Annotated in this window: 11 protein-coding genes; 3 read left to right on the top strand and 8 right to left on the bottom strand. The window is 70.3% G+C overall.

The annotated features are described in order from the left end of the window. The 8 genes from ACFV9T_RS12900 to ACFV9T_RS12935 all read right to left on the bottom strand — a co-directional run. The coding region (locus ACFV9T_RS12900; protein ID WP_385439314.1) for an ATP/GTP-binding protein at nt 1-420 on the bottom strand (420 nt) is incomplete at its 3' end. Further along, nucleotides 401-1,075, bottom strand: a complete 675-nt coding sequence (locus ACFV9T_RS12905; RefSeq protein WP_385439315.1) for a DUF742 domain-containing protein — start codon at nt 1,073-1,075, stop codon at nt 401-403. The genes ACFV9T_RS12900 and ACFV9T_RS12905, both read right to left, overlap by 20 nt. Before the next feature lie 87 nt (nt 1,076-1,162). Beyond that, entirely contained in the window at nt 1,163-1,576 is a 414-nt protein-coding gene (locus ACFV9T_RS12910; RefSeq protein WP_009714795.1) for a roadblock/LC7 domain-containing protein, read from the bottom strand. Between the two features lie 10 nt (nt 1,577-1,586). After that, nucleotides 1,587-4,688 (bottom strand): nitrate- and nitrite sensing domain-containing protein, encoded by a 3,102-nt coding sequence (locus ACFV9T_RS12915; RefSeq protein WP_385439317.1) that lies wholly within the window; start codon nt 4,686-4,688, stop codon nt 1,587-1,589. Between the two features lie 337 nt (nt 4,689-5,025). Continuing rightward, nucleotides 5,026-5,613 carry an ATP/GTP-binding protein gene (locus ACFV9T_RS12920; protein WP_385439319.1) on the bottom strand — a complete coding sequence of 196 codons (588 nt, stop codon included), beginning with the start codon at nt 5,611-5,613 and terminating at the stop codon, nt 5,026-5,028. Next, complete coding sequence (locus ACFV9T_RS12925) at nt 5,594-6,004, bottom strand: DUF742 domain-containing protein (protein ID WP_009714792.1); 411 nt, start codon at nt 6,002-6,004, stop codon at nt 5,594-5,596. Before ACFV9T_RS12925 ends, ACFV9T_RS12920 begins: the two co-directional genes overlap by 20 nt. A gap of 93 nt (nt 6,005-6,097) precedes the next feature. Continuing rightward, the gene (locus ACFV9T_RS12930) at nt 6,098-6,511 is read right to left on the bottom strand and encodes a roadblock/LC7 domain-containing protein (protein WP_009714791.1); all 414 of its coding nucleotides are present in this window, start codon (nt 6,509-6,511) and stop codon (nt 6,098-6,100) included. A gap of 9 nt (nt 6,512-6,520) precedes the next feature. After that, on the bottom strand, nt 6,521-10,387 hold the full coding sequence (locus ACFV9T_RS12935; protein WP_385439321.1) for a nitrate- and nitrite sensing domain-containing protein: 3,867 nt from the start codon (nt 10,385-10,387) through the stop codon (nt 6,521-6,523). 599 nt (nt 10,388-10,986) lie between these two features. On the opposite strand from ACFV9T_RS12935, the gene ACFV9T_RS12940 reads away from it, so the two are divergent. From ACFV9T_RS12940 to gltX, 3 genes are all read left to right on the top strand, one after another. After that, a complete protein-coding gene (locus ACFV9T_RS12940) occupies nt 10,987-11,166 on the top strand; it encodes a hypothetical protein (RefSeq protein WP_385439323.1) in 180 nt (59 codons plus the stop codon). Nucleotides 11,167-11,286: 120 nt separating this feature from the next. Next, entirely contained in the window at nt 11,287-12,078 is a 792-nt protein-coding gene (locus ACFV9T_RS12945) for a fumarylacetoacetate hydrolase family protein (RefSeq protein WP_385439324.1), read from the top strand. Beyond that, nucleotides 12,071-13,567 carry a glutamate--tRNA ligase gene (gene gltX, locus ACFV9T_RS12950; protein ID WP_385439326.1) on the top strand — a complete coding sequence of 499 codons (1,497 nt, stop codon included), beginning with the start codon at nt 12,071-12,073 and terminating at the stop codon, nt 13,565-13,567. Before ACFV9T_RS12945 ends, gltX begins: the two co-directional genes overlap by 8 nt. The last annotated feature ends 97 nt before the right edge of the window (nt 13,568-13,664 follow it).

A 13,664-nucleotide genomic window follows, 5' to 3' on the forward strand; every position in this document is an offset into this window, starting at 1 on the left:
GCCGTTGAGGGCGATGACGAAGGGCAGTCCGGAGTTCTCGAAGTAGTCGACGGCGGGGAAGCAGTCGGCGAGGCGGCGGGTGTCGACGAGGACGACGGCGCCGATGGCGCCGCGGACCAGGTCGTCCCACATGAACCAGAACCGGTCCTGTCCGGGGGTGCCGAACAGGTACAGGATCAGGTCCTGGTCGAGCGTGATGCGGCCGAAGTCCATGGCCACCGTGGTGGTGGTCTTGTCCGGCGCGTGGGTGAGATCGTCGATGCCCGCCGAGGCGGACGTCATCACGGCTTCGGTACGCAGCGGGTTGATCTCCGAGACCGCGCCGACGAACGTGGTCTTGCCCACGCCGAAGCCGCCCGCCACCACGATCTTCGCGGAGGTGGTGGAGCGGGCTGCACCGCTAGAGCTTGCGAAGTCCACTGAGCACCCTTTCGAGCAGTGTCACGTCAGGCTGGCCGCCGGCGGACTCGTCGCCGCCGGGCTGGTGAATGGCGACGAGCCCGGCCTCGGCCAGGTCGGCTACGAGGATCCGGGCGACGCCGAGGGGGATGGTGAGCAGTGCGGAGATCTCGGCGACCGACTTGATCTCACGGCACAGTTGGCAGATCCGCTGGTGCTCGGGCAGCTGGCCCTGGAGCTGGCTGGGATCGGCCGTGGTGTGTACCAGTGCCTCGATGGCGAGCTGGTACCGGGGCCGGGTACGGCCCCCGGTCATGGCGTACGGCCGCACCAGGGGGTTATGCGCGCCCCCCGTGGGGGAAGGTTCCGGTGCGAGGCGCTGAGGCGGCTGTACGGGCTGGATGCGGGGTGGCTGCGGTGGTTCGTACATCGGACTCTCGGGAGGCGCGTAGGAGGGCGCGTAGAGGTCCTGCTGCCCCTGTGGGATGTGGGGCTGCGGGGGCATCGGCTCCTGGGGCTGCTCGCCCGGGTAATCCCAGGACTGTTCGCCCGGGTACGGAGAGCGGGTCTGGCGGCTGGGCGCGGAGGGGAAGTTGAAGCGCTTCATCGGGGCTTCTCCGCGCGGTTCGGACGGCTGCCCATGGCCGTACGGATATCCGCTAGGGGGCGTTGCCACGTTTCCTCCTCCAACTCCAACGTGCCTGTCGGCCGGTCGCGCCACCGCACCCTATGGCGCGGTGGCGCGAAACGCACTCCATGTTTGCTAGTTGAGAAGACTGCCTTGCAATTCGGCGCGCAGGTCGGGGGTGAGGACGTTGCCCGCGCGATCGACGAGCAGGGCCATCTCGTAGCCGACGAGGCCGATGTCGCACTCCGGGTGGGCGAGTACGGCGAGGGAGGAGCCGTCGGAGATGGACATGATGAAGAGGAAGCCTCGTTCCATTTCGACGACGGTCTGGTTGACCGCGCCGCCTTCGAAGATGCGGGAGGCTCCGGCGGTGAGCGAGGTCAGGCCGGAGGCGACCGCCGCCAGTTGATCGGCTCGGTCACGGGGGAAGCCTTCGGACATCGCCAGAAGGAGTCCGTCGGCGGAGACCACCACCGTGTGGGACACCCCGGGGGTGTTGTCCACGAAGTTGGTGATCAACCAGTTCAGGTTCTGCGCCGCCTGGCTCATCGGGCTCACACTAACGCTCCTGATCGTAGGTGCTGCCGGGGCCGAAGCCCTGTTGGTCATGCTGGTCACGCGGGGGGATCCCGGATCCCGCGTCGCGTCCCCGCTGGATGCCGCTGCGCAGGTTGCTGAGCCTGCCGCGGATGTCCTCCGGGGCCCGGGAGACCTGGGGGCCACCCTGTCCGGTGGGCTCCGCGGCACCCTCGACCAGGTTGGCCTTGGGCACCCTCCGGGGCAGACCGGAGGAGGTGACTCCGCCGGCCTTCGGCTCACGGAGCTGTTCGGCACGGTGCCAGCGCTGGTCGTTCTCCGACTGCCACCGGTTACCGTCCTCCTGCGGGGCCTGCCGCGGCCGTTCCGGCGCCGCGGGCGCCGCCGGCTCCCCGACTGCCGCCTGTGCCCCTGTCTCCTCGGACGGCTGCCACTGCCTGTCGCGGCGCGGGAGCCCCGCGTCGGTCATCGAGTGGACGCCGCTCGGAGAGGGGCCCGGACGGTGGAACTCTACGCGGTCCCGGGAAACTTCGGGACCGCCGGGTCCCGATTCCGTTTGCGTCCCGAACTGCGACGCGAAGGGGTTTTCAAAAGATCCGGAATCGCCCCACTCTCCCTGCTGGGAAGGTGAGTTGTAGCCGACATACGGCTGCTGTTCCGGCTCCGTCTGGGCAGTGAAGTCCGCTTCCGGTTCAGAAAAGGCGGAATCCTGGTACCCGGGAGCGGCCGGTCCCGGCCCCGGCTGGGCCAGCAGATCGGGACCGGGCTGGGCCAGCAGATCGGGCCCGGCCGGGTCGTGCCGGGGCTCCTGCTCGGGCTGCATGGCCTGCATCCCGCCGTACTGCCGCTGAGGCTGCTCCTGGCCGTACGACGCGTTGTTGAAGCCCAGCTCCTGGGCGTATGACGAGTCGTCGAAGCCCAGCTCGGCGGCCGTACGGGAGGACAGCGCGGCGTCCTCGGCGGTGTACGTGGGCTGCGGCTCCGGCTCCGGAGCGAGCCGGGAGACCGTGAAGTCCTCCTGGGGCAGCTCCTCGCCGCCACCGCCGTGGGTGATCGCCTCGGGCAGCATCACCAGCGAGGTGGTGCCCGCCTGCTCACCGGCCGGGCGCAGCTGCACCCGGATGCCGTGCCGGTCGGCGAGGCGGCCGACCACGAACAGGCCCATGCGCTGGGAGACCGCGGCGTCCACGGTCGGCGGCTTGGCCAGCTTGTGGTTGATGTCGGCGAAGTCCTCGGCGGTCAGGCCGATGCCCTTGTCGTGGATCTCGACGACCACCCGGCCGTCCGGCAGCCGGGTCGCGGTGACCCGCACCTTGGTGTGCGGCGAGGAGAAGGTGGTGGCGTTCTCCAGCAGCTCGGCGAGGAGATGGACGAGGTCGGTCACCGCCGTGCCGTGGATCTCGCTCTCGGAGATCCCGGCCAGTTCGATCCGCTCGTACGACTCCACCTCGGACGAGGCGGCGCGCAGCACGTCGATCAGCGGCACCGGCTGGTTCCAGCGGCGGCCCGGCTCCTCGCCCGCGAGGATCAGCAGGTTCTCGCCGTTGCGGCGCATACGGGTGGCCAGGTGGTCCAGCCGGAAGAGGTGCTCCAGCTGGTCCGGGTCGGCCTCCCGGCTCTCCAGTTCCGAGATCAGGGTGAGCTGCCGCTCGATCAGCCCCTGATTGCGACTGGAAAGGTTGGTGAAGATCGCGTTGACGTTGCCCCGCAGCATCGCCTGCTCGGCCGCGAGACGGATCGCCTCGCGGTGCACCTGGTCGAAGGCGCGGGCGACCTCGCCCAGTTCGTCCTTGGTGTTGATCGGGATCGGGGTGACCCGGGTGTTCACCCGGCCCGGGTCGGTGCGGGAGAGCTGGTCGACCACCATGGGCAGCCGCTGCTCGGCGACGTCGAAGGCGGCGTTGCGCAGCTGGAGCATGCTGTGGCTCATCGAGCGGGCCATCCGGCCGGCCACGATGAACGCCACGAGCAGGGCGACGAGCACGATCGCGGAGTTCACGATCGTGTCCTGCTTTGCGTTCGCGGATATTTGCGATGCCTCGTTCACGGCCTTGTCGACGAGGTTCTGCTCGGCGTCGCGGTACGCGTCGAACTTGACCGTGGACGCGGTGAACCAGGTGTCCGGGGTGATGCCCTGGTCCGCCAGGTCCTTGGGTGACGAACCACCGGCAATGGCCTGGACCATCCGGTCCATGGAGGGCGGTTCGGTGTACGTCTTCCCCTCCGACTCGGCCTTCTGCTTCGCCGCGGCGCCCTGCTCGTCAGCCCGCTTCTTGGCCGCGGTGAGGGTGTCTTCCAGACGGGTTACGTCCTCCGGGGTACCGGCGGCGTTGAACTCCCCGAGGGCGATGCCCTCCAGGTAGACATAGCTGCCGAAAGCGGTCAGCTGGGTCTTGCGGTCGGCCGCCGAAGGACCCGGCTTGACCAGCAGATGCGTACCGATGGAGCGCTGCAGCGACTCGGCGCCCTTGGCCAGCGAGACCGCGTAGACGGTGCGGCCGTAGGAGGTGATGTTGCCGGTGCCCAGACCCAGTTCGTTCGCGAACTCGATCAGCGAGTGCTCGACGCCGACGTAGCCCTCTTCGGTCTTCACCGCGCCCAGCCGGTCGGTGTAGGCGTTCCGCCGCAGCGCCGCCAGCTGGGGTTCGGTCGCCCGGAACGCCTTGAGACGGCGCTTGAGGGTCGCCGTCTGCGGCATGTCGGCGGCCGCGTCGTCGAACTGCTTCTTCATCGCGTCGGTCGTCGCGCGCATTTTGCGCACCACGTCCTCGTTGGTGCCCGTCAGCAGCGGTCCCGCGGTGCGGTCACGCTCGTCGACCAGGGCGTGGGCGTAGCTCTCGGCGGCCCGGACCAGCTTGGCGGTGCGCTCCGCGTCCTGCGCCTCGTTCCAGGTGGCGAACGACGCCTGCACCTGGAAGCCACCGAAAACCAGCGCCACCAGCACGGGGATGAGCAAAATGGCGTAAAGCCGCGTGCGCACCCCCCAGTTCCGCGGGGTGATCCGGCCACCGGTGGGGGCGGGCGGATCCGACGCGTCTGCGGGCGGTGCCGCAGTGCGTGTACGCGGCGGCGGGGTGAAGTTCCCTCGCGCTTCTTGCGCGGGGTCCGGCGTGCTTCGCCTCACTCGACCAAAACCTCTCGGCGTCGGCACCGATCTCGTGCCGTTCCCAGTTGAGCCCTCTACTGCCCAGTTCAGCGAATTCCAGCACGCCCCGCTGGTGCTTTCCAAACACTGTGCAAACCGCTCAGTCTGTTGTCTAGACCAGAGATAAAACGGGCGTTAAGGGTGAGGCATGTCAAATGCCGAACTAATTGAGTGCTCAGCGGAGTCGCCCGCATGCGCTCCGTGTCGAAGAGCCGCGTTTTTCTCTGTCGAAACGTTATGAAGGTACGAGCGGGCCGTGTCGTTGGACACAGCCCGCTCGTACCTTCGCTGTCGGACAACCTCCGGCGATCTGCCCCTACTTGAGCCGGGCCATCAACGCGTGCTCGACCAAGGTGATAAGGGCACTCTTGGTCTCGCTGCGGTGGCGGGCGTCCGTGATGATGATCGGGGTGTCCGGGCCGATCTGCAGCGCCTCGCGGACTTCCTCCGGAGCGTAGGGCTGGTGTCCGTCGAAGCCGTTGAGGGCGATGACGAAGGGCAGTCCGGAGTTCTCGAAGTAGTCGACGGCGGGGAAGCAGTCGGCGAGGCGGCGGGTGTCGACGAGGACGATGGCGCCGATGGCGCCGCGGACCAGGTCGTCCCACATGAACCAGAACCGGTCCTGTCCGGGGGTGCCGAACAGGTACAGGATCAGGTCGTCGTCGAGCGTGATGCGGCCGAAGTCCATCGCCACGGTCGTCGTGGTCTTGTCCTGCACATGGCTCAGGTCGTCGATGCCCGCCGAGGCGGACGTCATCACGGCTTCGGTACGCAGCGGGTTGATCTCCGAGACCGCGCCGACGAACGTGGTCTTGCCCACGCCGAAGCCGCCCGCCACCACGATCTTCGCCGAGGTGGTCGTGCGGGCGGGCGGGGCGCCGCCGCTAGAGCTTGCGAAGTCCACTGAGCACCCTTTCGAGCAGTGTCACATCCGGCGTACCGCCCGTTTCCGAGCTGCCCCCCGGCTGGTGAATGGCCACCATGCCGGCTTCCGCCAGGTCGGCCACCAGGATCCGCGCCACCCCGAGGGGGATGTTCAGCAGCGCCGACACCTCCGCTACGGACTTGACCTCCCCGCAGAGATGGCAGATGCGCTGGTGCTCGGGGAGCAGTCCCGCCAGATGCGCGGGGTCGGCCGTGGTGCTGACCAGTGCCTCGATGGCGAGCTGGTAGCGCGGCCGGGTCCGGCCTCCGGTCATGGCGTAGGGACGCACCAATGGCTGGTCGCCTTCACCCCCGTACGGCGAGTGGTGATGGCCGCCGTACGGGCCGGTCGAGGCAGGGGGCGGGGTCATGAGTCCTCCGGTCGGACAACAAGGTGACGACTGTGCCGTCGGTCGGTGCCGGTGGGGGGCGCCCGGCCGTACGGCCGGGCTGGCGGTCGGGGGTCAGTTCAACAAGCTGCCTTGCAATTCGGCGCGCAGGTCGGGGGTGAGGACGTTGCCCGCGCGATCGACGAGCAGGGCCATCTCGTAGCCGACGAGGCCGATGTCGCACTCGGGGTGGGCGAGTACGGCGAGGGAGGAGCCGTCGGAGATGGACATGATGAACAGGAAGCCCCGTTCCATCTCGACGACGGTCTGGTTGACCGTGCCGCCCTCGAAGATGCGCGAGGCCCCGGTCGTGAGGGACGTCAGGCCGGAGGCGACCGCCGCCAGTTGATCGGCTCGGTCACGGGGGAAGCCTTCGGACATCGCCAGAAGGAGTCCGTCGGCGGAGACCACCACCGTGTGGGACACCCCGGGGGTGTTGTCCACGAAGTTGGTGATCAACCAGTTCAGATTCTGCGCCGCCTGGCTCATCGGGCTCAACTAACGCTCCTGCTGGTAAGTCGGGCCTACGCCGCGATCGTGGTTGCCGTCGGGACCGGGCTGGGCCCGACGACCCTGCTGAATCCCCCGGCGGAGGTTGGTCAGCCTCCCGCGCACGTCGTCGGGCGCGCGAGACACCTGGGGCCCCACCTGCTCGGGCTGCTGCGACGGCTGGGCCGCGCCTTCCACGAGATTCGCGCGGGGTACGCGCCGTGGCAAGCCGGACGACGTGATACCGCCGGCGGCGGGCTCGCGGATCTGCCCGGCGCGGCGCCAGCGCTCGTCGTTGGCCGACGAGGACTGCCACGTCGCGTCCCCGGCACCGCCGAGCCCCTGACTGCCGAGCCCCTGGAACCCTGCGCCGTTGGTGCCGTTCGTGCCGCCGACGCGCTGGACTCCGTTGGTGTCGCGCAGGGCGCTGGTGCCGCTCGCCCCGGTGTCGTTCGCCCCGATGCCGTTGTACTCACCGGTGTTCCAGGACGGCTGCTGCGGCTCGCGGTCCCGCGCGGGCGGAACGGCCGAGGCGGGCCGCCCGGAGGCGGGCGGTTCGGGAGCCGGGGCGGGCGGCTCGGCGGTGTACTGCCCGGCGTCGCCCTGGTTGCCCGGGGTTTCGGGCTGGTGGAGCCAGGTGGATTCGATGGTGTCGAATATCGGCGTCCGGCCGTCGCCGGGACCGGCGGGCGGCAGGCTGTCGTCCTGGCGGCCGTTCCGGTCGTCCCGCACCTGCGGGAACTGGCCGGTGTCGCCGGGCCCCTGGCCCAGCTCCGGCCGCTGGAACTCGCTGGTGTCGCCGGGGCCGCGTCCGTAGTCGGGGCGGCTGAACTGCCCGGTGTCGCCCGGACCGCGGCCCTCCTGGCCGGGTACGGCGAACTCGCCGGTGTCACCGGGACCGCGGCCGAAGTCGGGCCGCTGGAACTCGCTGGTGTCGCCGGGTCCGCGTCCGTAGTCCGGGCGCGGGAACTCGCCGGTGTCACCCGGGCCGCGGCGCGGCTCGAACAGGTTGGGGCCGTCGCTCAGCTGCGGCAGCTCGCCGGTGTCGCCGGGGCCGCGGTTGCCGAACGGATCGCGGCGCTCGCCCGGGCCGGGGCCGGGGCCGGGGGCGGAGAGAAGGTCAGGACGCTCGTACTGGCCCGTGGTCTCGGGCTCCTCGTGCCCGCGCGGCCGGTCGGCCGCGTCCCGGCGCCCGGCATTCCAGTCGTCCTCGGGACGGCCCCAGCTGGGGCCGGGCTGCTGCGCCTGCGGACCGGGCAGTTCACGTGCCGGGTCGCGCGAGGGCAGCTCCGGACGGTTGCCCTGGTCGCCCGCGTCGGCGCGGTGGGGCGCACCGGTCGGCGGCGCGACCGTCGGTCCCTGGTCGCCGCGCGAGGGCAGCGGGGGACGGGCACCGGAACCGCCGCGGTCATTCGCACCGCCGCCGGATCCGGCCGGGGGCTCGTTGCGCTGCGGGGTGGCCGAGCGTCCGGGCGCCTCGAAGAGGTTCGGAGCGGAGGGGGCGCCTCCGGACGGGCCCGAGGGACCCGCACCCGCACCGGCACCGGCCGGACGGGTCGGCAGGCCGCCGCCGTTGCCGTTGCCGGGCAGCGCGGTGCGCGGACCCGAACCGGGGACCTGCCGCCGCGGGGGCGGCGAACCGAGCAGCCCCGCCGAGCCGTTGCCCTGCCCGCCGGAACCCGGGGCGCCCTGGCCGGGGGCACCGGCCTTGCCGCCCGCGCCCTGCGGCTGGGGCTTGCGGTTGCCCTGGGCGACGTCCACCGGCAGCATGACCAGCGCCGTCGTACCGCCCGAGTCGGACGGCCGGAGCTGGATGCGGATGCCGTGACGCAGCGACAGACGGCCGACCACGAACAGGCCCATGCGCCGGGACACCGACACGTCGACCGTGGGCGGCGAGGCCAGCCGCTCGTTGATCGCGGCCAGGTCCTCGGGCGAGAGCCCGATACCGGTGTCGTGGATCTCGACCAGCACCCGCCCGTCGGGCAGCGCGTGACCGGTGACCTTGACCTTGGTCTGCGGCGAGGAGAACGAGGTGGCGTTCTCCAGCAGCTCGGCGAGCAGGTGCACGAGGTCGTTGACGACCCGGCCCGCGACCTCGGTCGCCGGGACCGAGCTGAGTTCGATGCGCTCGTACTGCTCCACCTCGGAGGCGGCCGCGCGGAGCACGTCCACCAGCGGCACCGGCCGGGTCCAGCGGCGGCCGGGCTCCTCGCCCGCGAGGACCAGCAGGTTCTCACCGTTACGGCGCATGCGGGTCGCGAGGTGGTCGAGCTTGAACAGCGACGACAGCTGGTCCGGGTCGGCCTCGCGGCTCTCCAGCTCGGAGATGAGCGAGAGCTGGCGCTGGATGAGGCCCTGGCTGCGGCGCGAGAGGTTGGTGAACATCGCGTTGACGTTGCCCCGCAGCAGCGCCTGTTCGGCGGCCAGCCGGACCGCCTCGCGGTGCACGTCGTCGAAGGCCGCGGCCACCCTGCCGATCTCGTCCCGGCTGTGCACGCCGACGGACTCGACGGAGGTGTCCACGTCCTGCGGGTCGGACTCGGACAGCTGCTTGACCAGCTCGGGCAGCCGCTTCTCGGCGACGTCCTGCGCGGTGTCCTGCAGCCGGCGCAGCGAGCGGACCATGGACCGGGCCACCACGAAGGCGCCGACCAGCGAGACACCGAGGACGAGCAGGATCAGCGCACCGTTGAGGATCGCGTCCTGCTGGGCGTCGTCGCGCAGCTCACGAGACTTCTGCGTCATCTCGCTGAGCAGCGTCTGCTCGATCTTGCCCATCTCGTCGATCTTGATACTGTCCTGGTCGTACCAGTCCAGATAGGTGCGCTTCTCGGCCTTGAGGCCGTCCGGGTCGCGCACCGCCCGGTCGGCGTACATCGTCGCCGCCTTGATGTCCGGGCGGCTGTCCAGCGGCTCCAGCAGGTCCTCGGAGTTGCCCTGGCGGATCTGCTTGAAGCTGCCGAGCGCCTCGTTCTCCTTGTCGACCGCGGTCCTGGCGAACCGGCTGTCGTTGGCGGAGAACTCGGCGCCCTTGGGGTCGGCGAGGGCGGCGCTGATGAGCGCGCGCTGGATGGAGGCGTACTCCTTGGCCGAGGAGAAGGTGGCGAGCGCGCGGGTGTTGTTGATCATCGCGCGGTTGCTGGTCGCCTGGGCCATGTCCTGTGACAGCGACAGCAGCGAGTTGATCAGCTCGTTGTAGTCCTGGACCGTCAGCGAGTAGTACGCACTGTTGCCGTACGCCGTGTCGCGGATATCGTTGATCTTGCCGAGCTGGCGGTCGATGTTGACCAGCGTGGACTGCACACCGGCCATGGACTGGTCGCCGGGCTCGACGTTGTCGGTGGCCTTGCGGAAGGCCGCGATCGCGCGGTTGGTGTCCTCGCGCGTGGAGACGACGCCGTCGTCCTTCTCGTTGCCCTTGCTCGCCAGCGGCCCCGCCGACTTGTCCCGCTCCGCCTGGAGCGCGTTCGACAGCTGAGTGGCCTGCTGCGTCATGTCGGTGAGCAGCTTCATCTGGTCGAGCTGCTGGATGTTGTCCAGCGAGGTGTCGATACGCAGCGCTCCCAGCGTGGTCGCGGCGACCACCGGGAGCGCCAGCAGGGAGACCAGCCGGGTACTGATGCGCCAGTTCTTGAGGGCGACGCGGGCACCGGGCCCGCTGGGCGCCGTCGGCGTGGTGGACTCGGCGCCGCCGCCACCGCTGGGCGCACTGGTCTTCGTGGCGCCCTGGGCGCCGGTCTCGGGGCTCTGGTCGGCCGGGGGCCGCCCGCCGCCCTGGGCGCGCTGGGGCGCGGCGCCGCGGGCGGTCCCACCACGCGGTTCCGGGTCCGCCGAAGCTTCCCCACGGCCCTGGCGGGCCTGGGGGGACCCCATACCATCCCTCTTGAAACGTCCCTGCACTAGCGTCGCAACCTCTGGACCAGGCGCCCCACTGGATCAGCAGTGGAGCGGTGTCGAGTCGAGGGGGACCGCGGCCCCCCAATTCGGTCGTGAGTGACCGGCGCGCTTCCTTTCGTATATCGACAAGAGAGGAGCCCCGCCGCTCGGCGCCTCTCTGTCTTGCGCCCCCATGCGCGCCGGGCTGATTCCCGCGGCGGTCCCGGGAATTCCAGCACAGTGCCGGATGCTGCAACAAGGGCAAGGGGTCAGGCTGTGACGCGCGTGACGCTCAGTACGGGCTTTATTACCGGACGTAGAAAGTCATGTCCGCGATAACGGACTTTTGTGAACGAGTCGATCGCGGTAACGGCGTGTCCGGCTAGCGATGATCAAGAGCGGAACGTCTGCTTCGGGGGTGCAATGTCCGTTTCGGGGTGCGGATCGCGTGTCGCGAATGTGGCATTTACCCGATCAGTCGTGAGCAAAATCACACGCTGGTCGAGACTTTTTCTGCGAATCCATGGGCAAGGCGGCCCCTAGCCTGACGCTTTACACCACCGGTCGATACGACAACAACGCGAGGCGTAAACCCAGTGAAGACGACGATGATGTTCCGCACCATAGCCAACCCCCGGCGCACCACCCTGGCCCATCTCGGGGACGCCGAGGAACTGCGGACCGAGACCGGCGAAGCGCCGGAGCACCCCGTCGAACTGCCCACCCAGACCGCCAACCCCCGGCGCACCGTGCTCACCGAGGCCCCCGGCCACTGACCCGCACATGCCCGGTCCCCACGCGGGGACGGGCGAGCCGACCCGGCGGCGCGCGGGAGGCGGGGCGATAGCCTGGAGCGTCAGTCTCCAGCGAGTTCAGTTAAGGGGCACCAGCTTCCCGTGCGCATCGCCAGATTCTCCCTCGACGGCAACGTCGCCTTCGGAGTGGTCGAGGGCGAGCCGTCCGATCAGGACGGCCCCGTCGTCGACATCATCAAGGGACACCCCTTCGCCGACTTCGAGCGCTCGGGGCAGAAGATCCCCCTCAGCAAGGTCCGGCTGCTGCCGCCCGTCCTGCCCAACAAGGTCGTGGGCGTGGGCCGCAACTACGCCGAGCACGCCGCCGAACTCGGCAACGAGGTCCCGGACGTCCCGGTCGTCTTCTTCAAGCCGTCCACCGCGGTGACCGGCCCCGGCGACCCCATCGCGTACCCCTCCTTCTCCTCCGAGGTGCACCACGAGGCCGAGCTGGCCGTGGTCATCGGACGGATGTGCCGCGAGGTCCCGCGCGAGCGCGTGGCCGACGTCATCCTCGGCTACACCTGCGCCAACGACATCACCGCGCGCGACGCGCAGCGGCGCGAGAAGCAGTGGGCACGGGCGAAGGGCTTCGACGGCTCCTGCCCGCTGGGCCCCTGGGTGGAGACGGGCATCGACCTGGAGCGGGCGGGCGACCTCGGGATCATGTGCACCGTCAACGGCGAACAGCGGCAGCTGGGCCGCACCAGCGAGATGGTCCGCTCGATCGAGGACCTGATCGTGCACATCACCGAGGCGATGACGCTGCTCCCCGGCGACGTCATCCTCACCGGCACCCCGGCGGGCGTCGGCCCCCTCACCGTCGGCGACGAGGTCGCCGTCACCATCGAAGGCATCGGCACTCTCACCAACAAGGTGATCAAGCGTGGCTAGCGCAACCTCCTCCGCCCCCGTGCGGGTTCGTTTCTGTCCCTCGCCGACCGGCAACCCCCATGTGGGCCTGGTCCGCACCGCCCTCTTCAACTGGGCGTTCGCCCGCCACCACGGCGGCACCCTGGTCTTCCGCATCGAGGACACCGACGCCGCGCGCGACTCCGAGGAGTCGTACACGCAGCTGCTCGACTCCATGCGCTGGCTGGGCTTCGACTGGGACGAGGGCCCCGAGATCGGCGGCCCGCACGCGCCCTACCGCCAGTCGCAGCGCATGGACATCTACGCGGACGTCGCGGCCAAGCTGCTGGAGGCCGGGCACGCGTACCGCTGCTACTGCACGGCCGAGGAGCTGGACGAGCGCCGCGAGGCCGCCCGCAAGGCCGGGCGCCCCTCCGGCTACGACGGCACCTGCCGCGCGCTGACCCCCGAGCAGATCGCGGCGCATGACGCCGAGGGCCGCACCTCGATCGTCCGCTTCCGGATGCCCGACGAGCCGATCACCTTCACCGACCTGGTGCGCGGCGAGCTGACCTTCACCCCGGACAACGTTCCGGACTACGGCATCGTGCGTGCCAACGGCGCCCCCCTCTACACGCTCGTCAACCCCGTCGACGACGCGCTGATGGAGATCACCCACGTGCTGCGCGGCGAGGACCTGCTGTCCTCCACCCCGCGCCAGATCGCGCTCTACCGGGCGCTCGCCGAGATCGGCGTGGGCGGCGGCCTGGTGCCCGCCTTCGGCCATCTGCCGTACGTCATGGGCGAGGGCAACAAGAAGCTGTCCAAGCGCGACCCCCAGGCGTCGCTGAACCTCTACCGGGAGCGCGGCTTCCTCCCCGAGGGGCTGCTCAACTACCTCTCCCTGCTGGGCTGGTCGCTCTCGGCCGACCGGGACGTCTTCTCGCGCGAGGAGATGGTCGCCGCGTTCGACATCTCGGGTGTCAACGCCAACCCGGCGCGCTTCGACCTCAAGAAGGCTGAGGCGATCAACGCGGACCACATCCGCCAGCTGGACGTCAAGGCCTTTATCGAGGCGTGCGACCCCTGGCTGCAGGCCCCGCACGCGCCCTGGGACCCGGAGCGCTTCGACGCGGCCGCCTTCGAGGAGCTGGCCCCGCTGGCCCAGACCCGGCTGACGGTGCTGTCCGACATCACCGCCAACGTCGACTTCCTCTTCCTGGCCGAGCCGGTGGAGGACGAGGCGTCGTGGACGAAGGCCATGAAGCCGGGCGCGGACGCCCTGCTCGCCACCGCCCGCGCGAAGATCGCCGAGGCCGAGTGGCGGGCCGAGCCGCTCAAGGAGGCCGTCCTCGCCGCCGGTGAGGAGCACGGCCTCAAGCTGGGCAAGGCGCAGGCCCCGGTCCGCGTCGCCGTCACAGGGCGCACAGTCGGGCTGCCGCTGTTCGAGTCCCTGGAGGTCCTGGGGCGCGAGCGCACCCTGGCCCGCATCGACGCGGCACTGGCCAAGCTGTCGGCGCCGTCGGCCTGACGGAACCGGAGGGGCGCCCCGGGGCCGCGCCCCGGCGCCCCCCCCCCCGCAAACCGTGTTTGGGGCCCGGGCCCCCACGGGGAAAGGTAATACAGCG

It is taken from the genome of Streptomyces sp. NPDC059850 (genome assembly GCF_042731515.1).
GTDB lineage: Bacteria > Actinomycetota > Actinomycetes > Streptomycetales > Streptomycetaceae > Streptomyces.

Coding starts and splice junctions, on each gene's coding strand:
- ACFV9T_RS12930 (WP_009714791.1), bottom strand. CDS start 6,511: ATGAGCCAGGCGGCGCAGAATCTGAACTGGTTGATCACCAACTTCGTG.
- ACFV9T_RS12910 (WP_009714795.1), bottom strand. CDS start 1,576: ATGAGCCAGGCGGCGCAGAACCTGAACTGGTTGATCACCAACTTCGTG.
- ACFV9T_RS12925 (WP_009714792.1), bottom strand. CDS start 6,004: ATGACCCCGCCCCCTGCCTCGACCGGCCCGTACGGCGGCCATCACCAC.
- ACFV9T_RS12935 (WP_385439321.1), bottom strand. CDS start 10,387: ATGGGGTCCCCCCAGGCCCGCCAGGGCCGTGGGGAAGCTTCGGCGGAC.